Raw genomic sequence first — 26,273 nt, 5'->3', positions numbered from 1 at the left:
TCGAGCGAAGTCGAGACACGCGCGCGGCCTCTCGACTTCGCTCGAGGCGAACGGAGCTGGGGACGGGAATTTGGTAGAGGCTTGAGCCCTCACGCGAACAGCCCGTGCATGTACCAGCGGGGCGCCGGTTTCTCGTCATAGAGGCCATGGCGGAACAGCCAGTAGCGGTGGCCGTGGGCATCCTCGATCCGGTAGTAGTCACGGGTCAGCCCGCCCTGCCCCGGCAGCTCTCCCCCCCGGCGGCGCCACCATTCGGCGGCGATCCGTTCGGGCCCCTCGTAAAGCCGCACCTCGTGCAGTGTGCGCCGCCAGCGGAAGCGGTGCGGCGGGCCGTCGGGCACCTCGGCGATCACCTCGACCGGCTGGGGCGGATCGAACAGGACGATCGGGCGCAGCGGCGGTTCACCGGGCTGCGGCGGCGGCCAACGCACCGGCGCCGGAGTGCGGCTGGCGGGCACTGCCTGCTGGCCGCGCTCGGGAATGTGGCTGTCGTGCGGGACCAGCCGGAGCACTCCCCCAGGCCCCAGCCGCGTGCTCAAGCGGTCGATCAGCTCGGCCAGCACCGCCGCGGCGCTGTCGCGCCCGTCGAGGCCAGGTTGCGCGGCGCCAAGCGGCTCGGCCAGGGGCACGGCCAGCACGATGCTGTCATAGCCGAACCCGGGATCGAGCGGATCGGCCAAAGCCCCGATGCGCTCGTCGAACAGGCGCAGCACCAGCGCCGGATCGCGCGTGGGGGCGCCGGTCTCGATCCGCAGGCGGTGGCGCGCCCCGTCGCTGCGCAGCAGGGTCAGGACAAAGCGCCGTCCCCCCTGCCCGCGCTGCTCGAGCGCACCAGCCGCCTCGACCAGCAGGTCGCGGAAGCAGGCGGCGACAGCGCGCTCGTGCGCGATGGGCTCGGCAAAGCGGCGCTCGAAGCGCAGCGGGGCGGGCTGGGCCATGGGCGCGATCGGGCGTCTCTCGTCCCCCAGCAGACGACGCAGCGCGGTGACCGCGCCGGCCCCGAAGCGGGCGGCCAGGCTGGCCGCCGGGCGCGCGGCGAGGTCGCCCACGGTCCTGAGCCCGGCGCGGCGCAGCGCCAGCGTCGCCTCGGGATCGAGCCCCAGCGCGATCACCGGCAGGGCGCGCAGGGCAGCCGGCTCGTCGGTCACAGGCCCGGGCGCATGGCGGGCCAGGGCCAGCGCGGCCTCGGCTGTATCGGCCCTGGCCAGCCGGCAGGTCATGCCCAGCTCGGCCATGGTATCGTCGACCAGCGCCGCCAGCGCCGCCTCACCGCCGAACAGGTGGGCGCTGCCAGCCATGTCCAGCACCACCGCGTCGGGCGGGACCGGGGTGACCAGCGGCGACCAGCCCTGGCAGCGCCGCGCCAGCCGGCCGAGCCAGTGGCGGTCGGCCTCGGGATCCATGTCGGTCACGGCCAGGTCGGGATGGCGCGCGCGGGCATCGGCCAGGGTCAGCCCGGGGACGATCCCGAGCCGCTGCGCCGTTTGATCGACCGCGGCCAGCCGCAGCGCGCCGCCGACGCGGGTGACGAAGGCCAGCGGAGCCGGCGCAGCCTCAGGCGGCGCTGCGCACGCTCCGGCCAGCGACGGCATCATCGCCTCCTCCGTCCCGCTGGCGTCCTGTTCGATCCGCCAGCGGTCGGCCGGCAGGAACGGGAACCACAGCGCCAGGTAGCGGCGCCTCACGGAACTTGCATTGATCACGGTGCCACTCCAGCCGCCAGTCGAGTCCGCAAGGACCGGCCCGCTGGCGGAGCAAGACAAGGTCGAAGGTCGGCGCGCCGGGCGCCTGCCCGGGCAGCGCCCGCGAAGGGGCCGAGGCAACCTGCCAGCGGGTCTGGGCCGCGCTCGGCACCGGCTGCGCCTCGATCCGCAGCAGCAGCAGGGCCACCCCGGAGCGCTCGGCGGCGAGCGCGAGGCGGCGGCTGGCGGTCAGGTCAAGCTCGGCCATGCGCCCCCAGCCCTCGATCACCACCAGCCCCGGTGCGGCGCTGCGCAGGGCATCGGCAGCGCTGCGCAGCAGGGTGAGCGTATCGGGCACGATCCCCAGCAGCAGCTGGCCCGGCCGGCCGCCCAGGTCGCTCCACCCGCTGGCCTGGAGCACCCCCGCCCTGCCCAGCGTGCGCGAACAGCGCAGCCACAGCACGCTGCGGTCCGGCCCCGCCATGCCGGCGCCGAGCCCCACCGCCAGCCCGCGCACCGCCCCGGCATCGGCTTCGCTGGCGGCATAGAATTCGTGGACCCGGCCCTGCGCGAAACCGCCGCCCAGCGCCGCGTCGAGCGAGGCCACCCCGCTGGCCCAGTGGCGCAGGACCGGCGCGGCCGGGAGAGAGCCCGAATCGGGCGACAGGATGGGTGCGACTCTCATGATGTTCTTATTATGTTCCTATTGTCCGGATGAGATCAAGAGGGCTGCCGCAGGACCTGTCCCGCCGGCGGACGGGGTGGTCATTTTCCCCATGACAGACGACGCGCAGAGGCGTATCGGCGCGGCCGCATGTCTCCGCTTCGCGCCCTGCTGCTGCGCCATCGCGCCCTGGCCCTGCTGGTCCTGGCCGCAGCGCTGTGCCTCAAGGCCGTGGTCCCGGCGGGATACATGCTCGACAGCGGGGCCAACACGATCACGATCCGGCTGTGCAACGACGCCTCCGGGCCCGCGGCACCCGCGACGATCGCGATCCCGCTGGAGAAGAAAGGCGCCGGCCACCCGGACGAGGCCGCCGGCAAGCAGGCCGCACCGGCCTGCCCCTACTCCGCGCTGACCTTCGCGGTACTGGGCAGCACCCCGCCGGTCCTGCTGGCACTGGCGCTTGCCTTCCTGCTCACGCTCGGCTTCGCGCCGGTCCGCGTGCCCCGGGCCCAGCGCCCGGCCTATCTGCGCCCACCGCTGCGCGCGCCCCCGGCCATCGTCTGATCGCCTGACCGGCCCGTCCGGTCCGACCCGTGCGTCCGCCATCATGGTGGGCGCCCCAGACGTATACCAATCCCAGGGGCAGACCCATGAAGACTTCGCTTGTCGCCGTAGCCACGGCTCTATTCGCCACGCCCAGTGCCCACGCCGCCGACCTAGCCGACGCAGCTGATACCGCCGACGCCGCCGACACGATCATCGTCGTCGGCCAGACCGACACCCCGGTCACGGTGGTCCCGCGCGGACTGGCGATCTCGCTCAACCAGGAAAACTTCGACGCGATCAACGCGATCAATGTCGAGGACCTGATGAAGTACACCCCCAACTTCTTCGTGCGGAAGCGCTTCGCCGGGGACGACAACGCCGTGGTTGCCATGCGCGGCGCCAACACCGTGCAGAGCGCCCGCACGATCGTGCTGGTCGACGGCTTCGTCGTCTCCAACTTCCTCGGCAACCGGTTCGACTTTCCGCCCAAGTGGAACGTGGTCGGCCCGGCCGAGGTGCGCCAGTTCGATATCGTCTACGGCCCCTATTCCGCCCGCTACAACGGCCATGCGATGGGCGGGGTGATCTCGGTCACCACCCAGACCCCGCGCGAGGGCTGGTCGGCCACCGGCACGGTCCAGACGATGCTCATGCCGTTCGAGGAATACGGCTTCGACCAGACCTTCCGCGGCTACAGCGTGGAGGGGGCGCTGGGCTACAAGCAGAAGGACGGCCCCTGGTCGGTCCGCGCCAGCTTCCGTCACTTCGAGAACACCGGCCAGTCGATGACCTACAACCTGCTCCAGCGGGGTACGGGTACGGCGACGGCAACCGTGACCGGGGCCTTTGTCGATCCCCGCCTGATCCGGCCGACAGGGCTGGCCACGAACGCCGAAACCGCGGTGTTCGGCGCGGCCTCGCCGGTTGACGTCACGCAGGACCAGGCGCGGCTGCGGATCGGGTACGAAACCGCCGGCGGCTGGGAGATCAGCGCGCTGGGCGTGCTGTGGCAGACCCGTCAGGACCTGACCGATCCGCGCTCGTGGCTGGTCAACAGCGTCACCGGCGCCCCGGTCTACCAGGGCAATGTCAGCTTCAACGGGGTGACCTACAACGCCTCGGGCCTGACCATGTCAGCCACCCGCCGCACCGAGTACCTCGCCGGTCTCAAGCTGGCCGGCCCGCTCGCCGGTTGGGACGTTGCACTCAACCTGTCGCGCTTCTGGATCGACAAGCAGGATGTCCGCGCTTCGAACGACTATCTGACCGGAGCGGCCAGCGGCGCCGGTCGCCTGACCCTGGCCAACAACCCCGGCTGGTACACCGGGGCCCTCTCGGTCGAACGGCGGCTCGGGGCACACAAGCTGGCCTGGGGCGCCGATGCCAACCAGTATGCGACTTCGACCGATACCTACCGCGTGACGAACTGGCGCACGGCCGCAGGGGCGACCTATGCCAATTCGAGCTATGGCAAGACCAGCATCTGGGGGCTGTGGGCCGAGGATGCGATCGACCTCGGCGCCGACGTCGTTCTCACCGCCGGCCTGCGCTACGACCGCTGGCGGGCCTTTGCCGGTGGGCTGGGCACAGCCGTGGCGGGCAACCGCGTCGATGCCCGCTTCGCCAACCGGACCGACGATGCGGTCAGCCCGAAGCTGAGCCTGCAGGGACCGCTGCCGGGCGGGATCGAGGCGCAGCTCAGCCTGGGGCTGGCCACCCGCTTTCCCACCGTGGGCGAGTTGTTCCAGGGCAGCCAGGACACGGCGGGCAACCTGATCGCCACCAGCTTCAACCCGTTCCTTCGCCCCGAGCAGTCACGCGATGCCAGCCTGCTGCTGCGCCGCGCCTTCGGTCCGGTCCGGGCCACGGCCAGCCTGTTCTTCCAGGATGTGAAGGACGCGGTGTTCAGCTTCCAGGGGACCCTGCCCGACAACACGCTGTTCAGCGGATTCCAGAACGTCGACCTGGTCCGGCAGTATGGCGCAGAGCTGATCCTGGAGGGTCATGATGTGCTGGTGAAGGGCCTCGACGTGGATGCCAACCTCGCCTGGATGAGCGCGAAGACCAGGCGCAACACCGCCGATCCGCGCGCAGTGGGCGTGCAGTTCCCGCGCATCCCCGCGTGGCGCGCCAACGGCAACCTGCGCTACCGCCTGGCCGAACCGCTGCGCGCCTCGCTCGGCTGGCGCTATGGCTCGCGCCCGAACTCGGACCTGCTCGGACTCCAGCGCGGCCGGGCCTTCGGCCACCAGTCCGAATACCTGCTGTTCGACACGCGGCTGTCCTGGGCCTTTACCCGCCAGTTCGAGCTGAGCGCCGGCATCGACAACCTGTTCAACTACCGCGCCTATGTCGCCCACCCGCTGCCGCAGCGCACCCTGGTGGTCGATCTCAAGGCCAAGCTCTGAGGAGCGCCAGCGATGAACACAACCACCAGCGCCGTTGCGGCAGGCCCGGCCACCACGCTCTACCGCACGATCTGGCGATGGCATTTCTACGCCGGCCTGTTCGTCGTCCCGATGATCCTGGTCCTGGCGCTGACCGGGGCGGCCTATCTGTTCAAGCCGCAGGTCGAGCGCTGGGAGGAGCGGGCCTACCAGAACCTGCCCACTGCCAACGCCGTCTCGCCCGATGCCCAGGTCCGCGCCGCACTGGCGGCCTTTCCAGGCGGCCGGCTCCATTCCTACCGCATCCCGGCGCAGGACGGCGATGCCGCGATGATCCACCTCGCCTTGCCCGATGGCACAATGCGCGACGTGTTCGTCGCGCCGCAGGGCCAGATGCTCGGCGCGTTCGATCCCGACCGGCGGATCATGCAGCTGGTCCATGATATCCATGGCCAGCTGCTGCTGGGCAAGCGGGGGTCGTGGCTGGTCGAGCTGGCCGCCAGCTGGGCGATCGTGATGATCGTCACCGGGCTCTACCTGTGGTGGCCGCGCGGGCGCGGTGCGGCGGGCGTCGTCTGGCCGCGTCTGGCGCAGGGTCGCCGGGTGTTCTGGCGCGACCTGCACGCGGTGACCGGCTTCTGGGTGGCGGGCCTGGCCCTGGTGCTGCTGGTGACCGGGCTGCCCTGGGCGGACGTCTGGGGCAGCGCCTTCAAGGCGGTGCGGAGCGAGCTCGGCTGGGTCAAGGGCGCGCAGGACTGGACCATCGGCGGCCGCGCACCGGCCGGGGATGACGCCCATGCCGAGCACGACCATGCCGCGATGCTGGCCGGGATGAACCACGGCGCGGCTGACGGCACGATCCCGGCTATGGCCGGAATGGAGCATGTCCGCCTGTCGCGGATCGTCGCGCTGGCCCGCAGCGAGCACCTCGCCTTCCCGGTGCTGGTTGCCCCGCCCGGGGCACCCGGCCGCTTCGGCAAGGGCAAGGGCCGCGACTGGGTGGTCCGCTCGGACACGCAGAACCGTCCGCTGCGGATGACCATCACCTACGACGCGATGACCGGCAAGGAGAAGCGGCGCGAAACCTTTGCCGACAACCATCCGATCGACCGGGTGGTCGGCTATGGGGTGGCCTGGCATGAAGGGGCCCTGTTCGGCTGGGTCAACCAGCTGATCGGCGTGCTCACCGCGCTGATGCTGGTGACCCTGGCTGTGAGCGGGTTCGTGATGTGGCAGCGGCGCCGTCCGGACGGCAGGCTGGGAGCGCCGCCGCCGCCATCCGAACGGCAGCTCGGGCGGCTCGTGCCGGCGATCTTCGTCCTCGCTGCGCTGCTGCCGCTGCTCGCGCTGTCGCTGCTGACGATCCTTGCGCTGGAGCGGCTCGCGCTGCCGCGCCTGCCCCGCCTCGCCGCCTGGCTCGGGCTGGCGCGGCCGGCCTAGCCGGCGCGGCCACCGGCCCGGGCGAATCCCAGCGCGCTAGGGATCCCGGCGCCGGCGCGCGTCCCGGCGCCGGCGCCACCACCAGCCGCCACCGGCGAGCGCTGCGCCCAGCCCCGCCACGGCGGCGACGATCCCGCCCGCGGTCACGGTCAGGCCGGTCAGCAGGAACAGAACCAGATCCAGCGCGGCCTTCATCGCCGCGGGAGGCCGTCCGGCACCGGACGGACCCGCCTCACGCCGGAGCGCCGTCCTGCGGCGCCTCGGCCCAGGCCCGCGCGATCACGGCGCAGGCTACCAGCTGGAGCTGGTGGAACAGCATCAGCGGCAGGATGATCGGCCCGACCAGGCCAGGCGGAAACAGCACTCCGGCCATCGGCACCCCGGTCGCCAGGCTCTTCTTCGAGCCGCAGAACAGCAGGACCACGCGGTCGTCGCGGGCGAAGCCGAGCTGATGGCCCAGCCACCAGGTCAGGCCCAGCACCACCACGAGCAGTGCGGCGCACAGCAGCAGGACCAGCGCCAGCGCCCGCAGCGGCACCATCTGCCACAGCCCTTCGACCACGGCCGTACTGAAGGCGGTGTAGACCACCAGCAGGATCGAGCCACGATCGACCCAGCCGATCAGCGCCTTGTGCCGGGCAACCAAACCGCCAACCAGCGGGCGCAGCGCCTGCCCGAGCGCGAAGGGCACCAGCAGCTGAACGACGATCTTGTTCACCGCCGCCAGCGAGACCCCGCTGCCGGGCAGGCCGTGCAGGGTCAGCGCGACCAGTGCCGGGGTGATCACCATCCCGAGCAGGTTGGAGAACGAGGCGCTGCAGATCGCCGCCGCGACATTGCCGCGGGCGATCGAGGTGAAAGCGATCGAGGATTGTACGGTCGAAGGCAGGAGGGTCAGGAACAGCAGCCCGCTGGCAAGGCCCGCAGGCAGCCACGGCAGCGCCGCCAGCCCCAGTCCCAGCCCGAGTCCGAGCCCAAGCAGGGGGAACAGACCGTAGGTCGTGGCCAGCACGCTCAGGTGCAACCGCCAGTGCCCGGCCCCGGCGAGGATCGCCTCGCGCGAGAGTTTCGCGCCATGCAGGAAGAACAGGACCACGATCCCGGCATTCGCCAGCCATCCCGCGGCCACGGCCGCGCTGCCGCGCACCGGCAGCAGCGAGGCCAGCCCGATCATGCCGAGCAGGGCCAGGATATAGGGATCGAGCGCAGACTTGAAACGGGTCAGCATGGGCGCGCGCTACCCCGTTCCGCGCCTCCCGTCACGCGCGAAGGCCGCTGCAGGGCCAAGCCCTGCTTCCACCCGGCCTACAATTGCTGTTAACTCTACCGTCCTGATTGAGAATATGGACACACCGGGACTTGTTCCGCCCCGCCCTCACCTGCCAAGGTCCTGACCTGCCAAGCACTGAGCATCGCATGACCGTCAAGCGCGCCCTGATCATCCGCCACGTGCCCTACGAGGGGGTCGCCGCCTACCGCGCCCCGATCGAGGCAGCCGGCTACGAGATCGACCGGATCGACGTGGCCGATCCCGCCTTCCCGCGGATCGATCTGGCCGAGCCCGATCTGCTGATCATGATGGGCGGGCCGATGGGGGTTTACGAGCAGGATCGCCACCCCTGGATCGCCTGCCAGCTGCGCCGGCTGGCCCGCCGCCTCGCCGCCGACCGTCCAACGCTGGGGGTCTGCTTCGGCGCGCAGATGATGGCCGCGGCGCTGGGCGCGCCGGTCTTTGCCGGCCCCCAGCCCGAGATCGGGTTTCATCCGGTGGCGATCCACGTCCCGAACAGCCCGCTGCGCCACATCGCGGACGTGCCGGTGCTGCACTGGCATGGCGATACCTTCGCCCTGCCCGAGGAGGTCGAGTTGCTCGCCTCGAGCCCGCTCTACCCGCACCAGGCCTTCCGCCGCGGACCCAACCTCCTGGCCCTGCAGTTCCATGCCGAAATGGGCGAGGATCCCCGCTTCGAGGCATGGATCGAGGAAGGTGGCGAGACCCTCGCGCGCGCCGGGATCCACGCCCCGCACCTGCGCGCGGCCCATGCCGCGCACGGGCCGCGCGCCGTCAGCGCCGGACAGGCGATGATCGCGGAATGGCTCTCCGGCCTGTCCGGCTAGAACACGGCGTGATCGCCGCGCTCGGGGGCGGCCTCGCCGGCCATCACCGCGCGGTAGAAGTCCACCAGCGTCGCCGTGCCGGTCGCCGGGGTCGCCGCCGCGTCGTAGCGCCCGGTCCGCGGGTCGAGCACCAGCATCGATTCCGTAGCATAGTAACGACCGATCCGTGCCAGTTCGGCCTTCGCCGCCAGCGCAGGGACAACCCGGCCGAGCGTTGCGAGCACCGTGATGATCGCGTCGAGCAGGCCGACCGGCACCGAGCGGAAGCGCGGCGGCCGGCCCAGCAGGGCAAACAGCGCTTCGCCCTGTTCGCGCGGGGTGATCGCCGGCCCCGGCCCGCCGATCGGCAGCACGCGGTTCCAGCGGGCGGGATCGTCGAGGCAGCCGACGAGGTAGGCGGCCAGGTCCTCATCGCTGATCGGGGTGCAGGCGGTCAGCCGACCATCGCCGAAGATCAGAAACGGCTGCCCGCGGCGCACGCGGTCGATCTGGCCGGACAGCGACTTGAAAAAGGCGGTGGGCCGCACGATCGAATAGCGCAGACCGGAGGCCACCAGCTCGCGCTCGAAGGCCAGCTTGGCCTGCTGGAAGGCGAGCAGCGGCTTCTGCACGCAGATCGCTGACAGCAGCACGAACTGCTGCACCCCCGCCTCCCCCGCCGCCGCGAGCAGGTTGTGGTGCGCCAGATAGTCGACCGCCCAGGCATCGCGCGGCGCGCCCGTGCGCGAGGCCATGCACGAGATGACCGCCTTGCACCCCGCGGCGCCGAGCGCCGCCGCCAGCGCCGGCCCATCGGCCGGATCGACCGGGCACAGCGCCAGGTCCGGCGGCAGGGCGGCCGCGGTCGGGCGGCCGGGACGGACGAAGCAGGTCACGGCATGGCCCTGCCGCTGCAGCGCGGCGGCCGTGGCCCGTCCGATCGTTCCGGTCGCCCCGAACAGGGCTACCCGGCGCGGCGCGCTGCCCGCTCCGCCGTCAGGGCCGGCCTCGCCCCCCGTCGCTGTGCCCTCGCGGCGATCGCTGCCTGGTGTGGTTTCCATCTGCCGCCCTGCATCGGTCATCGCCGGGCCGGCCACAAGGGGGAAGGATACCCTGCCGGTTGTGACCAGCGACCGGCTCAGTCGAGGGCGTCGGCCGGGGTCATCTCGTAGGCGAAGAAGCTGGCGCGCATCCGTTCATGGTCGGGATCACGCCCGGTAAAGATCGCGAAGGCGTCGATCGCCTGATGCACCGCCATGCCGCTGCCGTCGAGCGTGCGGCAGCCCTTGCGACGGGCCTCCGCCAGAAGCGCGGTTTCAAGCGGGAAATAGATGATGTCAGCCACCCAGTGGCGCGATTCGATCGCGGCTGCCGGGATCGGCATGCCGGGCAGCTTGGTCATGCCTACCGGGCTGGCGTTGAGCAGCCCGTCGGCGTCGCGCGCCGCGGCGACCGGATCGCGCGCCACCCCCAGCCGGTCCGCGCCGTAGCGCTCCGCCAGCTGGCTGCGCAGGCCCTCCAGCCGGGCGGGGTCCGGGTCGTACAGCACCAGCCGGTCGGCCCCGAGCAGCCCAAGCAGGGCGTGGGCCGTGGCCGACCCTGCCCCGCCGCAACCAAGCTGGAGCACCCGGCCGGGCCGCTCGCCACCGAAGCCCAGACGGAAGCCCGCGGCGAAGCCGGTCACGTCGGTGTTGTGGCCGATGCGCTTGCCATCGACGAAGACGATGGTGTTGACCGCGCGTATCCCAGCAGCCGCCTCGGACAGGCCGTCAAGCAGCGGAATCACCGCCTGCTTGAAGGGAAAGGTCACGTTGAGCCCGGCAAAGCCGAGCCGCTGGGCGGCGGCCACGACCTCCTCGAGGTCCTCGTCGCGCCAGCCGCGATCGGTAAAGTCGAACAGCGAATAGACCATGCGCAGGCCGTGAGCCTCGGCCTCCTGCTCCTGCAGCCAAGGCGTGCGGGACTCAAGGATGCCCCGGCCCAGCAACCCTGTGAGGATACGGCCCGCGCGGATCCCGGTAGAACGTAGGGCGGAGGTCAAAACTGCCGATCCATCCATGATCATGGCCTGCTCCGGTCCGGAGACCGGAGCAGGCACGGGTGTTGTCAGAACTTGGTCCGGAAGCCGACCGACACGATCCGCAGCAGCGGATTGCCCGCGAAGGTATCGAACCCCTGGACCGACGAGTAGAACGGCGGCTTGGTGTTGAACAGGTTCTGCACGTCGACATAGACCTGCGAGTCGAGCAGGGTCTTGGGCAGATCCCAGGCCAAGTGGAAGTCCACCGTGGTCAGCGCCTTGACCGGATCGCCGCCCACCCCGGTGGGCACGCCCCCAACGGAGACCAGCGGATTCACCGCGGTGGCCGACCAGTTGGTGTAACCGCCCGTGTGGTTGATGAACGCCGTGGCCGAAACCGGGCCATAGGTCACCCCGATATCCCCGCGGAGGTCGAGCCGGATCGACGGGAAGGTCCCGTTGAACCCGGTGGTGTTGAGCACCGAGAAGGTCGGGCCACCACCGAAATTCTGGTCGAAGCGGGTCTTGAGCGACATCGCCGCGCCGAGGGTGAAGCTGCCCCAGTCGGTGTTGCGGGTGTACCGCGCATCGGCGTCGAGGCCCTCGACGTTGAGGTTCAGCACGTTCCGCTGGCGGAAGTCGTAGACATAGTACGTCGTCGCCGGGATCGAGGTGGTCAGCGGCCGGGTGCCGACGATGTTGGCGATCTGCGCCTGGGTGGCGCCGGTCGGGTAGATCGTCAGCAGGTTCTGCAACCCGGCGATGTTGACGGCCGAACCGGCCAGCGGCGCGGTCACGCCGCCGGTGAACTGGTTGTGCCAGAACGTCGCGGAGAGCCGAAGCCCGGGCGCGAAGGTCGGGGTGAAGTCCACGCCGATCGACCAGCTGGTGCCCTTCTGCGGGACCAGCTCGTTGTTGCCGCCATTGATCTGCAGCCCCTGGATTGTAGGCGTGCCAATCGTGCAGGTGGTGGCGTTGCACGATACGCCCGGGATGCTGGTCACGCCCGGATAGGCGGCAATCGGCACGGCCAGGTTGGTCGGCCCGCCCGCGACACTGGTTTCGGCCGTGGTCCCACGACCGTCAGCGCCGAAGCTGGTCAGCGCCGGAGCCACGAACGAGCGCGACCAGTTGCCGCGGATCTTGACGCCCTCGACGACTTCCCAGTTGGCCGCGATCTTCGGGTTGGTGGTCGAACCGAAGTCCGAATAGTCGTCGACGCGGCCGGCGAAGTTCACGTCGAACGAGCGCACCAGCGGAACGCCCATCTCGGGCGAGACCAGCGGCAGCAGGACCTCGGCATAGGCCGCCTTGACGTTGCGGCTGTAGTCCAGGTTGATCGTCGATGAGCCGGTGCTGGCCGGCCCGATGCCGAGCGGCTGCGAGACGTTCTGGCGGATGGTGTAGGCGATGTATTCGCCGCCGACGGCCAGCTTGGCTTCACCGCCCGGCATGCTGAACAGGTCGCCACCCAGCTGGAGGCGATAGTTCTGCAGGCCCTGGCGGGTCAGGCGGTAGGTCGTGGTATCGGTCAACCGGGCGCGCACCGCGGCAGAGGTCCGGTTGGCCGAACCGGCGTTCCACACGTCAAGCGCATTGGCTGTGGTCAGCGGCAACTGGGTGACGATCAGACCGGTGGCCGGCACCGAAATGGTCGTCAGGCTGCCGCCCTGGTTCGTCGTGCCATTGAGGGCGAGCAGCGCGGCCGATACGTTCAGACGGCCACTGTCCCGCACGAAGCTGTTCGAGAAACCGACCGTGGCCCCTGCAGTCACGCTCCAGGCGTCGGACAGCTGGTACTCGGCCTTGGTGTTGACGAAGTAGTGCTCTTCGCCCGACTCGATCTTGGCGCCCGGCCCGAACAGGTCATCGCCCGAGAAGCGCACCTGCTGGGTGGTCGAGGTCTGGCCCGGCATGGCGGTGTAGAACGGGTTGATCTGCCCAGCACCCACCGTGGTGGTGCCCGGTCCGAACACCGTGGCAAGGATCGCGCCGCCGCCGGTGCCAGCCGTGCCGCGCGACACGCGCTGCAGGTTCTTGCGGTTCGAGTAGAGCACGTCAGCGTTGAGCACGAGCCGGTCGCCAACCTCCTGCTGCGCCTTGACCATCAGGTTGTGACGCGTCTCGCGCGGGATCTGATCCACGTTCTGGTTGATGTCGCAGAAGGCGTTCGCCTGGGCGTTCGACACCGGGTTGCCATAGGTCCGGCTGACCGGATCGTAGCGGAAGATGCTGGTGGTGCCGCCCGGCTGGATCGAGGCCGGATCGCAGTTGAACGAGGCCTGGTTGGCCCGGTTCTGCGCGGTCGCGCTCGACAGGTCGAGCCCGGCCGCGATGGCATCCGCGCGGTGGTCCGAGGCCAGGAAGCTGCGGTCGGCCACGCGCAGCGGATCGCGGTTCGAATAGTTGTAGCCCGCAGTCAGCCAGCCCGTATCCCAGCTGTGCCCGGCAACGATGCCGGCCTGGATCGTGCGGTAGTTGTCACCGAAGCCGGCCTGGCCGGTGAGCTGCACGCCGTCGAACTTGCGGCGGGTGATGAAGTTGATCACGCCCGCGACCGCGTCCGAACCATAGACCGACGAGGCGCCCTCGGGGAGGACCTCGACCCGTTCGATCATGTTGGCCGGGACCATGTTGGGATCGCCCAGCGCATGGTTCACGCCCGACAGCGGGATGCGGTGGCCGTCGATGATGTTGAGCGTCGAGTTCGAGGCCGAGGCGCCGAGACCGTGGATCGTCGGGGCATTGGTGCCCGACTGGCTGGCCGAACCGAACGAGCCCTGCCCGGCGCTGCCCAGGCCGACCACGGCGGGAACCGAACGCAGGATCTGCTGCACCGTCTGGGCGTTGGTCTTCTCGATCGAATCGCGGCTGACGCTGATCAGGTTCGAGCCGACCGGGGCCACGCCCTTGATGCTCGAACCGGTAACGATGATCTCTTCCGTGTCAGGCGCAACCTCGTCGGCGGCCGAACCCTGAGCCGGCGCGGACTGCGCGGTGGCCAAGCCGGACATGCTGAGCGACAGCGCCAGCACGGAGCTGCAGGCCGCAAGGCGGTACATATTCATCGTAACCCCTCCCATTTTTCCTCTGACGGGCTCGCCGCACGTGACCCGTGCGACTCCCTGTAGTGGTGACTGTTATGTGAACCAGTTAGTACATGTCAACGTGAAAGCGAACGGCTGGCCGCGCAGGTGCGGACGAATTCAGTCGATGGTGACGCGCTCCACCGGGCCGAGCAGGAACAGATAGGCCAGCGCGCCGACCAGCCCCAATGCTCCGATGTAAGCGAGCGCGCCGTAGAAGCTGCCGGTGGCGCCGACGACAAAACCCACCACCAGCGGGGTGACGATCCCCGCCAGATTGGTGAAGAAGTTGAACAGCCCGCCGGTCAGCCCCATCATCTCCTTAGGAGCAACGTCGGACAGCAGCGTCCAGCCGAGCCCGGCGAGTCCCTGGCCGAAGAAGGCCACCGACATGATGGCGATCACGGCCGCGTTGCTCTCGAGGAAATTGGCCGAGATCATCGCAGCGCACAGCAGCAGGCCGACAATGATCGGCGCCTTGCGGCCGATGCTGGGCGAGCCGGTGCGCTTGATCAGCCAATCGGATGCGATCCCGCCGATCATCACCCCAAGCGAGGCACCGAGATAGGGCAACGAGACCATGAAGCCCGACTTGATGAAGTTCATCCCGCGTTCCTCGGCCAGATAGCTGGGAAACCATGTCAGGAAGAAAACCAGGGTCGAATTGCTGCAGAACTGCCCAATCGAGGCCCCCGCGATCTGGCGCGTAGTGACCAGCCGGCGCACCCGCGACCACGAGAATGGCAGGCTGGGCGTTCCAGCCGAGAACCCGCCACCCGCCGCGATCAGGTCACGCTCAGCCTGGTTCGCCTTGGTGCTCTCGGCCGGGTCACGGTAGATCGCATGAAACACGAAAGCGAAGATCACTCCGATGCCGCCGACGATCCAGAACAGCGACCGCCAGCCGAAGGTACCCATGATCCAGGCCAGCACCGGGATCAGGAAGCCCAGGCCGATGTATTCGCCCACGGTGTAGACCCCGGTGGCCTTGGCCCGCTCCTGCTGGGGAAACCAGGTCGACAAGACGCGGCTGTTGGCGGGAAAGCAGGGTGCCTCGGCGATCCCCAGCGCCAGGCGGGCAGAGACCAGCCCGCCCACGCTTGTCATGAAGCCGTGAACCGCCGTGGCCAGCGACCACAACCCGAGCGACAGGGCATAGGTCAGCCGGGTGCCGAGCCGGTCGATGACAAAGCCACCGGGGATCTGCGCGAGGGCATAGGTCCAGGAGAAGGCCGAGAAGATCAGCCCCATGACCTCCGGAGTGATCTGCAGTTCGGCCACCAGTTCGGGCTTGGCCACGCCCATCACCGACCGGTCGAGGTAATTGATCAGCGTGGCCAGGCTGATCAGCATGAGGATGCCGAAGCGCGCGCGGGTCGGCTTCATGCGCCGCGTCCGATCCGCCAGATGAGATGCTGCACCGCCAGCGGATAGCCGTGGACGCCCAGTCCGGAGATGATCCCCGTCACGACCTGGGTCATGATCGAGCGCGAACGCCACTCGGCCTCGCGGCGGTGGATGTTCGAGATGTGCACTTCGATCACCGGACAGTCGACCAGTTTCAGGGCGTCGAGCACGGGATAGGCGGCATAGGTGAAGGCCGCGGGATTGATGACGATCCCGGCCAGTCCGGTGCGCCCCTGCTGCACCCAGTCGACCATCTCGTGCTCGGCGTTGGTCTGGCGGAAATCGAGCGTGAACCCGGCCGGTTCGGCAACGGCGCGGCACATCGCCTCGACATCGGCAAGCGTATCGTGGCCGTAGATCGCAGGCTCGCGCTCGCCAAGCAGGTTCAGGTTGGGTCCGTTCAGGACCAGGATGGTCTGGCGCATGGTTCTCCCGGCACAGGCTTGTTGGTTTGCCCCCTTCTAGCGAAACGGTCTTGCCAAGGGAACCGTTATGTACGAACTAGTCCATAAAATCATTGAGGAGAGACGTGATGCCGCCGAGCCGCCTGGTGCTGGGCCTCGCCTTGCTGTCGTCGGGCGCCGTTGCCGCGCCCACGGGCGAGTGGCCGACCTATGGCCATGACAAGGGTGGCCAACGCCATTCTCCATTGCGGCAGATCACGCCGCGCAATGTCGCCGCTCTCAAACCGGCCTGGGTCTACCACATGCGCCCGGCGGCAGCGGCCGCACCGGCAGCCGGCGATGCCAACGCCGATGCTCAGCGCGCGGCAGAAGGGGTCGGCGGTGCCCCCGCTCCGCGAGCCGGACGCAACCGGCTGGCCGGATCGCAGGTCACCCCGCTGGTGGTCGACAACCGCATGTTCGTCACCACCCCCTATGGGCGGGTCGTGGCGCTGGATCCCGCCACGGGGCGCGAGCTCTGGGCCACCGCGATCCCCGGACCGGGCCAACCAAGCCTGCGCGGGGTCGAATACTGGCCCGGCGACGGCCGGCTTGCCCCGCGCATCGTGTTCGGCACGCGCGACGGTCGCCTGATCGCGCTCGACGCCGCAACCGGCCGGTTTGCCGAGGGCTTCGGATCGGGCGGCGTGGTCGACCTCAAGACCGCCGAAGTGCTGCAGGGCGCCGAGGCTCGATTCTATGGCATGACCAGCCCGCCGATCGTGTTCGGCAACCTCGTCATCACCGGCTCGGCGGTGCAGGAGTTCCCGCCCCGCGGCGCAGCCGGCGACGTTCGCGCCTGGGACATGCGCACCGGCAAGCTGGTCTGGACCTTCCACTCGGTACCGCGTCGCGGCGAGCTTGGCTACGAGACCTGGGAGCCGGGTAGCGCCGAGCGCCGTTCGGGCGTCAATGCCTGGGGCTTCCTGACCGTCGATCAGGCCCGCGGCATCGTCTACATGCCGTTCGGCGCCCCCGCCTTCGACCGCTATGGCGGCGACCGCAAGGGCGACAACCTCTACGGCACATCGCTGGTCGCGGCTGACGCGCGGACCGGCAAGTACCTGTGGCACTTCCAGGTGGTGCACCACGACATCTGGGACAACGACCTGCAGGCACCGCCGCTCCTGTTCGACTGGACCGGAAAGACCGGCCGCAAGCGCCCGGCCGTGGCGGTGGTATCGAAGAACGGTCTGCTTTTCGTCCTCGACCGGGTGACCGGCAAGCCACTGCTGCCTGTCGCCGAGCGCCCGGTCCCGGCCAGTCAGGTGCCGGGCGAACAGGCCGCGCCGACCCAGCCGATCCCGCTCGCCACCCCGCCGCTGGCACGCACCGGTTTCTCGCTGAACGAGATCGCCGACCTTACCCCGGAGCTCAAGCAGGGCTGCACCGACTGGGTCACGAAGAATGCGATGAAGCCCGGCGCGCTTTATGTGCCGGTGGGCTTCAACGAGGTGACCATCTCGTTCCCCGGACTGCAAGGCGGCGCCAACTGGGGCGGCGCTGCCTATGATCCGACGCAGCGGCTGCTGCTGGTCAACACCAGCGATCTGGGTCAGGTCACCGCGCTGGTGCCATCGAACGGCCCCCTGCCCTACGAGCGCGGGCCAGTCAGCGGACGGTTCAAGCTGGAGGGCACCCGCCTGCTATGCCAGGCTCCGCCGTGGGGGCGGCTGAGCGCGGTCGATGTGGTCACCGGCGCGATCCGTTGGCAGGTGCCGCTGGGCGTGACCGACGACCTGCCCGAGGCGGTGCGCCTTACCGGGCGTCCCAACATCGGCGGCGCCATCACCACCGCCAGCGGCCTGACCTTCATCGGCGCCTCGGACGACGCGCGCTTCCGGGCTTATGAGACCGCGACCGGAAAGCTGCTGTGGGAGACCCGGCTCGAAGCCGCCGCCCATGCCACGCCCATGACCTATACCGATGCCAGCGGCCGCCAGCTCGTCGCCATCACCGCGACCGGGGGCTCCTTCCTCGACAGCCCGCTGACCTCCGACACCATCACCGCCTTTGCCTTGCCCGAAACCCTGCCGCCGGAGACCCGCCCATGATCCGCCGCACCCTCTGCACCCTCGCCCTGGCCACCGCCCTGATGGGCCAGGCGCCGCCACCGCCTGCCGCTACGCCGCAGCCCGAGCGCAAGCCGCCGCCGGGATACCAGGATCCCTACGCCGGCAAGAAGCGCCTGCTGATCATTGCTGACCTGTCCACCGGGAACCAGTCGGCGCATATGGCGGTGAGCCACGCGGTCGCGGTGATCGAGCAGCTCGGCCGGCAGTCGGGCGCCTATGTCGCCTTCATCCGCACCGATACCGACTGGATCACCAAGGGCGAGACCTGGGGCAAGGGCAACTATGCCAAGGGCGGGCGCAGCCAGGCCCGCGGCAAGAACCTCGACTACTTCGACGCCGTGCTGTTCTACACCAACGGCGAGACCAACATGACCGCCGAGCAGAAGCAGGACCTGCTCGACTACATCGCCAAGGACGGCAAGGGCTTTATCGGCGTCCACACCGCCACTGCCACGGCCTATGGCTGGCCCGAATACGGGGAGATGCTGGGCGGCGTGTTCGACAATCATCCCTGGATGATCGCCGAGGCCAAGGTGATCGTGGAACGCCCCGATTTTCCCGCGATGAAGGGCTGGAAGACCGGCATGGTGTTCCGCGACGAGCACTACCAGATGCGCCCCGCACCCTATTCGCGCGACAAGGTCGACGTGCTTGCCCGGCTCGATCCGGCCAGCGTCGATCTGAAGGCCCCGATGGTCCACCGCACCGATGCCGATTTTCCGGTGGCCTGGATCAAGTCCTACGGCGCGGGCCGGGTGTTCTACACCGGGCTGGGCCACACCGACGCCGCGTGGGACGATCCGCGGGTGCGGACCATGACGCTTGAGGCAATCAAGTGGGCGATCGGGGGCGGCCAGGCGCCGCGCCCGCATCCCTTGCCGAGGGGGAACTAGACCGCGAGGACAGGTTCCAGGCGGATAAATGGCAAGGCGGGGTGGGAAGCGGACGTTTCAACATTCTGCTAACCTGGCCCCGCTCGGCATCCTACGCGTCGTCCCGGGCTTGACCCTGGAGGGGGCTGTTCCTCGTCGCTCAGCGAGCCCTGCCCCGGATCAGGTCCGGGGCGACGACGGGGTTTGGGTTGGTGTGACGTCCGGGTCTGGTGGGGAGCGGACGCTAGATGTCCAATGCCATGCGGACGGACAAGTAGACGTACCACGCGATCAGCGCCGCATACATGCAGATGCAGAGCCAAAAATAGATGGGCTCTTCAACCTTCGAGTATGATCCGTTTCGCGCACGCACCACGCCCTTCCGCAGGCCTTCCAAGATCATCCACGCGAATAACGTCGGGATGGCAAACCAACCGACAATTCCCAGAATGGCCCACACGCTGTCGCTCACGTTGGGATTGTTGGCCTACCTAATGAACGTCCGCAAGTGGGCGCCAGCGGTCGTTCGACGTTGCCGATGCGGCCCATGGCAGCGCAACGGCCTGGCGCTCAGCCTTTCGCCGGGCCGTAGTTGCGCGTCAGGTAGTCGACGATCGTATCGTAGTCCTTGTCCTCGACCGGAGCGCCGCGGCTGATCATCTGGTCGACGAGCTGGGCCCAGGCCTCGCTGTCGAGCCTTTTGCCGGTGATCAGACTGGGAGCATGACACGCCCCGCAAGCGGTCGCGGTCACCTCTCGCCCCGGTCCCGGCGCGAAGGCGGCAAGGACCGCGGCCGGGTCCAGCGGCGGCGGGGCCGGCTGCGCGGGGATGGGATCCGCCCGCAGCAAGAGCCCACCGCCAAGCAGCCCGGTGGCGAGAACCAGCAGTAGCCGGCTCATCGCACACCCGGGGTAGTGGGCTTGTCCAGCTGGCGGTGCAGGAAATCGAAGCTGGCATTGACCGCACGCAGCGTGGCGGCGCGGGTCTCGACCGGGGTCTTGCCCATGAAACTGTGGTCCACCCCCGGGATGTAGATCGCGCTGACCGGTACGCCTGCAGCTTTCATCCGGTCTTCCAGCAGGCGCGACTGTTCCACCGGGACCGTCTTGTCCTCTGTGCCGTGGATCAGCAGGGTCGGCGGGTCGCTGCGGTCGAGAAAGGTGACCGGGCTGACCAGGGCGAGCTTGTCAGCCGGGCAGGCACCGGTACAGCCGAGCAGCGCCTCGATCCCGCCGTCGCGCCCGGTCGGGCGCTGGGCGGCGAGTGCGGTCGCGTCGTAGACCCCATACCAGCCGACGAACGCCTGAACGCACTCACTGCCGGCCGGGGCCTTTGTCCCATCGGGATCAAGCCGCGTGTCGCCGCAGGACAGGGCGAGCAGACCTGCCAGATGGGCTCCGGCCGAACCGCCGATCACCCCGGTGCGGCTGGGATCGATGCCGAACCGCTCGGCATTGGCCTTGAGGAAGCGCAGCGCTGCACGAACATCGTGCCCCTGCGCTGGGAACGCCGCCTCGCGCGCATGGCGATATTCGATCGCGGCGACCACGAAGCCCTCGCCTGCCAGCCTGGCCAGCAGCGCGGGCAGATCGGCGATCGCGCCGAAATGGCGGCTGTCGCTGTTCATCCAGCCACCGCCGTGGACATAGAGGATAAGGGGCTTGGGCCCGCCCTTGCGCGGCGGCTGGTAAAGATCGAGCGTGAGCCGCCGCCAACCCGATATTGCGGCATAACGCACGTCGGCCTGCGAGGTGACCCCGCCAGGCCAGGTCTTGGCCGCGCCAGGATTGAGATCGTCCGACAACGGATGGTCCGCCACGGGGAACACGCGATCAGCCGCGCCCCCTGCTCCGCTCGTCAGACCGGCCAGGGCGATCGCGCAGGCTGCGGCAGTACGCTGGAACGCTTTCGACATCACCACACCCACCTCACTATTATGCGTACCGGTTCGTACATAATGGACGCGGCGCCGACAAGCCTGTTCGGGCAGGCCCGGCGCGGCGGACGGGAGGGGGTCGCGGAGGGGAGCGGGGTGCTAGGCCCGGGTGACCCAGCTCAGCACACAGCCGATGATCAGCTCGCGCCGCTTCGCCCGGACAGCCGGATCGGCGAAGTCCACGCCGAAATTGTGCAGGAAGGTGTGGCGGTTCGACACGCTGTAGAAGCTCAGGGCGCTGATCATGGAATGGAGATCGACCGGGTCGATCCCGGCACGAAAGTCGCCCGCGATCACGCCCTTCTCCAGGATGGCGCCAAGTGCAGCAATCACCGTGCTGTTGCGCTGCTTCATGCTTGCGATCTGGGCGATGTGCTCGCCGTGGTGGACGTTCTCGTTCATCACCAGGCGGACGAAGTCGGGGTGCTCGAAGTGATAGTCGAAATTGTGCCCGATGATCGCCCGCAGCGCCTCGGCCGGGGGCAGGTTCTCGAAATGGGCGGCCTGTTCCTGCGCGCGAATCCGCTCATAGGCGCGCTCCAGCACGGCCCGGTAGAGCTCGTCCTTGCCGCCGAAGTAGTAGTAGATCATGCGCTTGGACGAGGCCGTCTTGTCCGCGATCTCATCGATCCGCGCCCCGGCCAAGCCCTTGTCGGCAAATTCACGCGTCGCGACCTCCAGGATGTTGTCCCGGGTCTCCGCCGCCTCGCGCGTCCGCTTGCCGCCTCGCTTGTGTCCCTCCGCCAATGCTGCACCTCATCAGATCACGGCTCCTCTATGGCCGATCCTGCGCCCCGCGCAACACCCCCGGGCCGTGCGGCAGCGGCACGGCCGGACATTCAGGGCAGCGGGTCGATCCGATAGCGCGACTGGGCAGCCAGCCGGACCGGCGCGTTCGGCGCGCCGTAGCCGTCGTAACCGCTGCGCTCGACGAACTCGAAGAAGAAGCTGCGGTGGAACGCGCGGCTGTAGAACTGGCGATAGCGATGCCCCGCAGGATCCTCGTCGATCAGGATATCCAGCTCGCGCAGCGCGGCGCTCTCCGCCGCATCGAGGCCGAACCGCGCCACCGCATCGTCATGGTAGTTCGCCGGGATCGGCAGGCACTCCAGGCCATTCGCCCGGACCGTTCGCGCCAGAGCCGGCAGGTCGCCGGCATGGAACGCGATATGCTGGAACCCGGCACCAAAGGTCTGGCTGAGGAACCGCGAGGTCAGCGCATCGCGGGCGTCGGTGGCATTCATGGTCAACCGGAACGTGCCGCTGCGGTTCTGGATCGCCTGACTGTAGACCAATCCGTTTGGATCGATCACGTCCTGGGCCTCCTGCACCTGCACGTCAAACAACGCGCGCCAATACAGCTGCCACGAGAGGAACTCGTCATTGTGGACCACCACGGCGAGATGGTCGAAGCCCTCGATCGGGCCGGTCACGGCCGCTGCCGCGGCCGCAGGATCCAGCACGAACTCTTCTGCCCAGATCCGATCGGCATCACCGGCGTCGAGGACATAGACCAGGCTCCCCCCCACCCCTCGGATCGCCGGCATCGAGGGAATGTCGCTGGCCTCGGTCTTGCCGCCCAACGCCTCGGCGCGGCGGATCGCCGCCGCGCTGTCGGTCACCGCCAGGCCGATCGCGCAGAGTGCGCTGCCGTGGGTGAGCCGATAGGCCCGTGCGAAACCTTGATCTTCGTGGTTGAGCACGAGACTGGCCATGCCGCTGCGCCACAGCTCGACCTGTTTGGCCCGGTGGCGGCCGATCCTTACAAAGCCCATCTGCGCCACCATGGCTTCCATCGCGATGCGGTCCTCGGCCGCCACGGCGAACTCGACGAATTCGAGGCCGACGATTTCGGCCTTGCGCGGCAGGCTGGTCGCCTGCCCAAGGTTGCGCGCCGCGGCATCGCGTAGCGCATCGAGCGAGCGCACCCCGTCCCGCGCGACCAGCGCGGCCGAAGTGGAGCGGAACCGATCGTTGAAGATCTCAAGGCTCAGCGGGCCGGCATAGCCGATCCGGAACAGCTCGGTGACGAAGCCCTCGACATCGAGACCGCCCTGCCCCGGCAGGTTGCGGAAATGCCGGCTCCAGTAGAGCCGGTTCATGTCGAGCACCGGCGCATCGGCCAGCTGGACGTAGACGATCTTGGCGGGATCGATCGCGCGGAGCGAGTCCACCGGGATCGCGCGCGACAGCGAATGGAAGCTGTCGAGCAGGATGCCCAGACCCGGATGATCGACCGCGCACACGATCTCCCAGGCCTCGCGGTGGTCCCAGACGTGGGTGGCCCAGGCCAGCGCCTCGTAGCCCAGAACCAGCCCGCGGCCGGCGGCCAGCTCGGCGGCCTCACGCAGATCGGCCACGATCCGCGCGCGGTCCCCCGAGGCAAGTGGCGAGCAATTGGTGCACAGCAGCAGGCGGTCGCAGCCGAGTTCGGCCATCACGTCGAACTTCTGCTGCAACCGGGCGAAGGCCCTGCTGCGCTGCGGTTCGGGCATCCCCTCCAGATCGCGGAACGGCTGGTAGAGCGAACAGGTCAAGCCGAGATCAGTGATCAGCGCCCGGGTCTCGCGGGCAGACAGCGGCGAGGCCACGAAATCGACATCGAAGATCTCGATCTCGTCGAACCCCGCCGCGGCAGCCGCGCGGATCTTCTCTTCCAGCGTCCCGCTGAGCGAGACCGAGGCGATGGCATTGGTCACTTTGCTCTCCTGAAGCGCGGCCCCGGCTGGCTGACCCACGTTTGCTCAGTCACGCGGGGTGGTCGGGCGCGGCGCGTTGACCGCGGCAGGTCGATGCGCCGCCAGCCAGGCCTGTGCGGCTGGGTTGAAGCGCTTGACCTCAACCGTATCGCCCAACCACAGCAGCGTGTCGTTCTTTGCACTCCACGGCTGCCACGGCAGGGCTGCAGTGTTGGGGCTACCGGTTTCGGCCATGGCGATCAGCGCACCCATCATCCGTGCCGAGAGCGTGCGGTCCCATTCGGTCCACTGGCGCGTCTGGCGGAACATGTTGTACTTGTCCTGGGTGCCGAACCAGTAGGGGATGTCCGCGGTGTGATAGGCCCCCACCGTGGCGGTGTCTTGGTCAGCCAGCTTCAGTCCCGGAACGTAGGGATGGCGCCGGGCATACTCGTTGATCCAGACCGGCACGCCATGGGCGGCCAGGTCGGTGGCGCAGGCCCGGGCATTCGCGGCGAGCCCCGAATCCTGCGCCGCGCGGCGCGCCACCGCGCGCACCTCGGCATCGGTCTTGGCCGGATAGAGTTTGAGGAAGGCTGGAGCCTCAGCGCCGAACAGCTGCTGCGCCGCGGCGGTGTATTCGGCCACGGTGCCGGCACTGGTCAGCGAGCCGAAGCCGAAGGCCAGATCGTCCTCGTTGAACCCGGCGATCATCGGCACCTTGGCGAAATTGCCCGCGGCCACGGCATCCGCCGCCTGCTGCGGCAGGACCCGCCCGTCCACGATCGGCCCGGAGATCCGCACCCCCGAGACCGACAGCCCCAGCTGGGTTTCCGACTGAACCGCGAGGATCCGGTCGGCCGGAAGGTTGCGCAGCGCCGCAAGGTTGCGGGCGCCAAGCCGCTCCTGCAACGCGAGGCCGACCTTCTCGGCGTCGACCAGCGTGGCCTTCTGGCCGCGCAGGTTGCATCCGCTGGACATCACCGCCGCGCGGAACAGCCCGCGCGCGGCCGGCGACTGGACCTGTGCCGCGACCGATCCGGCCCCGGCCGACTGGCCCATGATCAGCACCTTGTCGGGATCACCCCCGAAGGCGGCGATGTTGTCGCGCACCCATTTCAGCGCAAGGGTCTGATCCATCAGCCCATAGTTGCCCGAGGCCCCGCCCTGCTCGGCGGTCAGCTCGGGATGGGCGAGGAAGCCCATCGCGCCGACGCGGTAGTTGAAGTTGACGAAGACCGCGCCGGCCCTGGCCATGGCCTCGCCATCGTAATTGGCCATGCCCGACGAGCCGATGGTGAAGCCGCCGCCGTAGATGAACACGATCACCGGCCGCCTGGCCCCGGCGGCAGTCCCCGGCGGTGCCCAGATGTTGAGGGTGAGGCAGTCCTCGCCAGTCGCTTCCTCGCCGAAGTAATGGTTGATGTCGTGCGGGCGCAGCACCTGGATGCAGGCCGGCCCTTTGCGCTCGGCATGGACAACCCCGTCCCAGGCTGCGGGCTGCGGCGGCGCCCAGCGCAGATCGCCCACCGGCGGCTTGGCATAGGGCACCCCCAGCCAGGCCTGGACTCCCGAGGGCAGGACCTTTCCGGCAAGACGGCCGCTCGAGGTGGTGATCGGGCCGTCGGCCGCACCCGCCGGCGCCTGTGCCGTCACCGTCGCGCTGGCCAGACCCAACGCTGCCAGCCCCAACCATCCGGTAACCGATCGGTACATATCCTGCTCTCCCAAGCATGGGCCGGCGGTCTCGCACGGTCCCGACATCTGGCAAGATTGACCAAACGGCGGGCAAACACAAGACTATGAACTAAATGGTTCATACACTTTTGCGACGAGCGGCAGTGACGGCCGAACCGGGGCGACCAGCGCCGCCCGGGGATCACGCGGGGGATCAAGCAGGTTTAGCGTGGACGATCCCGGCCGGCTGCGAGCGCACCGCGCCGGTCGACTCACGAGCCCGTCAGGTCATCCGAGGTCAGGTCAGCAGGACCACCCGGCCCATTCGGCCGCGCTCCTCGGCGCGGGTGTGGGCGGCCACCACCTCGGCCAGCGGGTAGGTGCGGTCGATCGGCATGACCAGGCTGCCGTCTGCCAAACCCTGCAGGATCCCGTCGATCGCGGCGCGGTTCGCGGGCTCGGCGATGATCGGCCCGAGGAAGCACCCGGTCACGGTCAGCCGGCGCAGCAGCAGGGTGACCGGATTGATCCGCTGCACATCGCGGTCGAGCAGGCCGACCAGCACCAGCGCGCCACCATCCCTGAGCGCGGCCAGCCCCGCGCTGACGCTGTGACCGCCGACATTGTCGATCACGCTGTCGACCCCGGCGCTGCCGAGGGCCCGCAGCTGCGCGTCGAATGGACCGGCGCCAAGGTCGATCGCCGTGTCGAGGCCGAACGGGGTCAGCGCGGCGAGCGCCGCCGGGTTGCTGCCGGTGCCGATCGCGCGGCCGCCGCCGCGGGCGACGAGCTGGATCGTGGCGATGCCAACGCCGCCCGCCGCGCCGGTCACCAGCACCTCCTGTCCGGATGCGAAACCAGCGAGCCGCAAGGCCAGTGCCGCGGTGCCGAACGTGATGACGGCGGCTGCCGCCACCTCCATGCCCACTCCGTCGGGCACCCGCCAGCAATGGGTTGCCGGGACCACGCGCCGTTCGGCGTGCGAACCCTCGAAGGCGAAAGTCGTCACCGCATCGCCGATCGCCCAGCCGGTGACCCTCGCACCCAGTGCAGCGATCCGGCCGGCGGCGGCATAGCCCTTGACCCGGGGGGGATCGCCCGGGGCGGTATTGCGGCGGGCCAGGATGTCGCCGCCCTCGATGCTGATCGCGGCAACATCCACCAGCACCTCGCCCGGGCCGGGATCGGGGCTCGGCAGATCGACCAGCTCGAACACCTCGGGGCCGCCATTGCGGCGATAGACCGCCGCCCTCATCGCG

General features: G+C 69.3%; 22 protein-coding genes. 6 read left to right on the top strand and 16 right to left on the bottom strand.

Annotation, left to right across the window (positions count from 1 at the left end; translation table 11 throughout):
* Positions 1–89 precede the first annotated feature (89 nt).
* Positions 90–1,592, bottom strand: a complete 1,503-nt coding sequence (locus tag H7F53_RS07720) for a Y-family DNA polymerase (protein WP_246438771.1) — start codon at positions 1,590–1,592, stop codon at positions 90–92.
* Positions 1,555–2,367: an ImuA family protein gene (locus tag H7F53_RS07715; RefSeq protein ID WP_185678921.1), complete on the bottom strand. Its 813-nt coding sequence runs from the start codon at positions 2,365–2,367 to the stop codon at positions 1,555–1,557. Before H7F53_RS07715 ends, H7F53_RS07720 begins: the two co-directional genes overlap by 38 nt.
* A 129-nt stretch (positions 2,368–2,496) precedes the next feature.
* Here H7F53_RS07715 and H7F53_RS07710 point away from each other — a divergent pair, with 129 nt between their 5' ends.
* The 3 genes from H7F53_RS07710 to H7F53_RS07700 all read left to right on the top strand — a co-directional run bounded on the left by H7F53_RS07710 (position 2,497) and on the right by H7F53_RS07700 (position 6,722).
* The gene (locus H7F53_RS07710; RefSeq protein WP_185678920.1) at positions 2,497–2,913 is read left to right on the top strand and encodes a DUF2946 family protein; all 417 of its coding nucleotides are present in this window, start codon (positions 2,497–2,499) and stop codon (positions 2,911–2,913) included.
* 86 nt (positions 2,914–2,999) lie between these two features.
* On the top strand, positions 3,000–5,303 hold the full coding sequence (locus tag H7F53_RS07705) for a TonB-dependent receptor (protein ID WP_185678919.1): 2,304 nt from the start codon (positions 3,000–3,002) through the stop codon (positions 5,301–5,303).
* Between the two features lie 12 nt (positions 5,304–5,315).
* A complete protein-coding gene (locus H7F53_RS07700) occupies positions 5,316–6,722 on the top strand; it encodes a PepSY-associated TM helix domain-containing protein (RefSeq protein ID WP_185678918.1) in 1,407 nt (468 codons plus the stop codon).
* Positions 6,723–6,758: 36 nt separating this feature from the next.
* On the opposite strand, the gene H7F53_RS07695 is transcribed toward H7F53_RS07700, so the two are convergent.
* Both H7F53_RS07695 and H7F53_RS07690 read right to left on the bottom strand, forming a co-directional pair.
* Positions 6,759–6,917, bottom strand: a complete 159-nt coding sequence (locus H7F53_RS07695) for a hypothetical protein (protein WP_185678917.1) — start codon at positions 6,915–6,917, stop codon at positions 6,759–6,761.
* A 37-nt stretch (positions 6,918–6,954) separates the two neighbouring features.
* Complete coding sequence (locus H7F53_RS07690; protein WP_185678916.1) at positions 6,955–7,950, bottom strand: bile acid:sodium symporter family protein; 996 nt, start codon at positions 7,948–7,950, stop codon at positions 6,955–6,957.
* A gap of 188 nt (positions 7,951–8,138) precedes the next feature.
* On the opposite strand from H7F53_RS07690, the gene H7F53_RS07685 reads away from it, so the two are divergent.
* The gene (locus tag H7F53_RS07685) at positions 8,139–8,840 is read left to right on the top strand and encodes a glutamine amidotransferase (RefSeq protein ID WP_185678915.1); all 702 of its coding nucleotides are present in this window, start codon (positions 8,139–8,141) and stop codon (positions 8,838–8,840) included.
* On the opposite strand, the gene H7F53_RS07680 is transcribed toward H7F53_RS07685, so the two are convergent.
* From H7F53_RS07680 to H7F53_RS07660, 5 genes are all read right to left on the bottom strand, one after another.
* Positions 8,837–9,880 carry an NAD(P)H-binding protein gene (locus H7F53_RS07680; RefSeq protein WP_185678914.1) on the bottom strand — a complete coding sequence of 348 codons (1,044 nt, stop codon included), beginning with the start codon at positions 9,878–9,880 and terminating at the stop codon, positions 8,837–8,839. The genes H7F53_RS07685 and H7F53_RS07680 overlap by 4 nt on opposite strands.
* A 77-nt stretch (positions 9,881–9,957) precedes the next feature.
* Complete coding sequence (locus H7F53_RS07675; protein ID WP_246438732.1) at positions 9,958–10,860, bottom strand: shikimate dehydrogenase; 903 nt, start codon at positions 10,858–10,860, stop codon at positions 9,958–9,960.
* Positions 10,861–10,925: 65 nt separating this feature from the next.
* Entirely contained in the window at positions 10,926–13,907 is a 2,982-nt protein-coding gene (locus tag H7F53_RS07670; RefSeq protein WP_185678912.1) for a TonB-dependent receptor plug domain-containing protein, read from the bottom strand.
* 138 nt (positions 13,908–14,045) lie between these two features.
* Entirely contained in the window at positions 14,046–15,311 is a 1,266-nt protein-coding gene (locus H7F53_RS07665; RefSeq protein ID WP_185678911.1) for an MFS transporter, read from the bottom strand.
* Positions 15,308–15,757, bottom strand: coding sequence for a type II 3-dehydroquinate dehydratase (locus H7F53_RS07660; protein WP_185678910.1), 450 nt, complete (start codon positions 15,755–15,757; stop codon positions 15,308–15,310). The genes H7F53_RS07665 and H7F53_RS07660 overlap by 4 nt, the downstream gene beginning before the upstream one ends.
* A gap of 107 nt (positions 15,758–15,864) precedes the next feature.
* On the opposite strand from H7F53_RS07660, the gene H7F53_RS07655 reads away from it, so the two are divergent.
* On the top strand, positions 15,865–17,829 hold the full coding sequence (locus tag H7F53_RS07655) for a pyrroloquinoline quinone-dependent dehydrogenase (protein WP_185678909.1): 1,965 nt from the start codon (positions 15,865–15,867) through the stop codon (positions 17,827–17,829).
* The gene (locus H7F53_RS07650) at positions 17,826–18,743 is read left to right on the top strand and encodes a ThuA domain-containing protein (RefSeq protein WP_185678908.1); all 918 of its coding nucleotides are present in this window, start codon (positions 17,826–17,828) and stop codon (positions 18,741–18,743) included. Before H7F53_RS07655 ends, H7F53_RS07650 begins: the two co-directional genes overlap by 4 nt.
* 223 nt (positions 18,744–18,966) lie before the next feature.
* Here H7F53_RS07650 and H7F53_RS07645 read toward each other — a convergent pair whose 3' ends face one another.
* The 7 genes from H7F53_RS07645 to H7F53_RS07615 all read right to left on the bottom strand — a co-directional run bounded on the left by H7F53_RS07645 (position 18,967) and on the right by H7F53_RS07615 (position 26,269).
* Positions 18,967–19,194 (bottom strand): hypothetical protein, encoded by a 228-nt coding sequence (locus tag H7F53_RS07645; RefSeq protein WP_185678907.1) that lies wholly within the window; start codon positions 19,192–19,194, stop codon positions 18,967–18,969.
* A gap of 98 nt (positions 19,195–19,292) precedes the next feature.
* Positions 19,293–19,622, bottom strand: coding sequence for a hypothetical protein (locus H7F53_RS07640; RefSeq protein ID WP_185678906.1), 330 nt, complete (start codon positions 19,620–19,622; stop codon positions 19,293–19,295).
* Positions 19,619–20,638 (bottom strand): alpha/beta hydrolase, encoded by a 1,020-nt coding sequence (locus tag H7F53_RS07635; protein ID WP_185678905.1) that lies wholly within the window; start codon positions 20,636–20,638, stop codon positions 19,619–19,621. Before H7F53_RS07635 ends, H7F53_RS07640 begins: the two co-directional genes overlap by 4 nt.
* Positions 20,639–20,758: 120 nt before the next feature.
* Positions 20,759–21,406: a TetR/AcrR family transcriptional regulator gene (locus H7F53_RS07630; protein WP_185678904.1), complete on the bottom strand. Its 648-nt coding sequence runs from the start codon at positions 21,404–21,406 to the stop codon at positions 20,759–20,761.
* Positions 21,407–21,498: 92 nt separating this feature from the next.
* Positions 21,499–23,358: a TIM barrel protein gene (locus H7F53_RS07625; RefSeq protein ID WP_185678903.1), complete on the bottom strand. Its 1,860-nt coding sequence runs from the start codon at positions 23,356–23,358 to the stop codon at positions 21,499–21,501.
* A gap of 45 nt (positions 23,359–23,403) precedes the next feature.
* Entirely contained in the window at positions 23,404–25,053 is a 1,650-nt protein-coding gene (locus H7F53_RS07620; RefSeq protein ID WP_185678902.1) for a carboxylesterase/lipase family protein, read from the bottom strand.
* Between the two features lie 259 nt (positions 25,054–25,312).
* A complete protein-coding gene (locus H7F53_RS07615; RefSeq protein ID WP_185678901.1) occupies positions 25,313–26,269 on the bottom strand; it encodes a quinone oxidoreductase family protein in 957 nt (318 codons plus the stop codon).
* Between the last annotated feature and the right edge of the window lie 4 nt (positions 26,270–26,273).

This window comes from Novosphingobium piscinae, assembly GCF_014230355.1.
Classification (GTDB): domain Bacteria; phylum Pseudomonadota; class Alphaproteobacteria; order Sphingomonadales; family Sphingomonadaceae; genus Novosphingobium; species Novosphingobium piscinae.
This window is presented reverse-complemented; position numbering and strand designations above follow the sequence as displayed.

Excerpts from the sequence above, each read along its gene's own strand:
- H7F53_RS07720 (WP_246438771.1), bottom strand. The coding sequence starts at position 1,592 with ATGCCGTCGCTGGCCGGAGCGTGCGCAGCGCCGCCTGAGGCTGCGCCG.
- H7F53_RS07715 (WP_185678921.1), bottom strand. The coding sequence starts at position 2,367 with ATGAGAGTCGCACCCATCCTGTCGCCCGATTCGGGCTCTCTCCCGGCC.
- H7F53_RS07710 (WP_185678920.1), top strand. The coding sequence starts at position 2,497 with ATGTCTCCGCTTCGCGCCCTGCTGCTGCGCCATCGCGCCCTGGCCCTG.
- H7F53_RS07705 (WP_185678919.1), top strand. The coding sequence starts at position 3,000 with ATGAAGACTTCGCTTGTCGCCGTAGCCACGGCTCTATTCGCCACGCCC.
- H7F53_RS07700 (WP_185678918.1), top strand. The coding sequence starts at position 5,316 with ATGAACACAACCACCAGCGCCGTTGCGGCAGGCCCGGCCACCACGCTC.
- H7F53_RS07695 (WP_185678917.1), bottom strand. The coding sequence starts at position 6,917 with ATGAAGGCCGCGCTGGATCTGGTTCTGTTCCTGCTGACCGGCCTGACC.
- H7F53_RS07690 (WP_185678916.1), bottom strand. The coding sequence starts at position 7,950 with ATGCTGACCCGTTTCAAGTCTGCGCTCGATCCCTATATCCTGGCCCTG.
- H7F53_RS07685 (WP_185678915.1), top strand. The coding sequence starts at position 8,139 with ATGACCGTCAAGCGCGCCCTGATCATCCGCCACGTGCCCTACGAGGGG.
- H7F53_RS07680 (WP_185678914.1), bottom strand. The coding sequence starts at position 9,880 with ATGGAAACCACACCAGGCAGCGATCGCCGCGAGGGCACAGCGACGGGG.
- H7F53_RS07670 (WP_185678912.1), bottom strand. The coding sequence starts at position 13,907 with ATGAATATGTACCGCCTTGCGGCCTGCAGCTCCGTGCTGGCGCTGTCG.
- H7F53_RS07665 (WP_185678911.1), bottom strand. The coding sequence starts at position 15,311 with ATGAAGCCGACCCGCGCGCGCTTCGGCATCCTCATGCTGATCAGCCTG.
- H7F53_RS07660 (WP_185678910.1), bottom strand. The coding sequence starts at position 15,757 with ATGCGCCAGACCATCCTGGTCCTGAACGGACCCAACCTGAACCTGCTT.
- H7F53_RS07655 (WP_185678909.1), top strand. The coding sequence starts at position 15,865 with ATGCCGCCGAGCCGCCTGGTGCTGGGCCTCGCCTTGCTGTCGTCGGGC.
- H7F53_RS07650 (WP_185678908.1), top strand. The coding sequence starts at position 17,826 with ATGATCCGCCGCACCCTCTGCACCCTCGCCCTGGCCACCGCCCTGATG.
- H7F53_RS07640 (WP_185678906.1), bottom strand. The coding sequence starts at position 19,622 with ATGAGCCGGCTACTGCTGGTTCTCGCCACCGGGCTGCTTGGCGGTGGG.
- H7F53_RS07635 (WP_185678905.1), bottom strand. The coding sequence starts at position 20,638 with ATGTCGAAAGCGTTCCAGCGTACTGCCGCAGCCTGCGCGATCGCCCTG.
- H7F53_RS07620 (WP_185678902.1), bottom strand. The coding sequence starts at position 25,053 with ATGTACCGATCGGTTACCGGATGGTTGGGGCTGGCAGCGTTGGGTCTG.
- H7F53_RS07615 (WP_185678901.1), bottom strand. The coding sequence starts at position 26,269 with ATGAGGGCGGCGGTCTATCGCCGCAATGGCGGCCCCGAGGTGTTCGAG.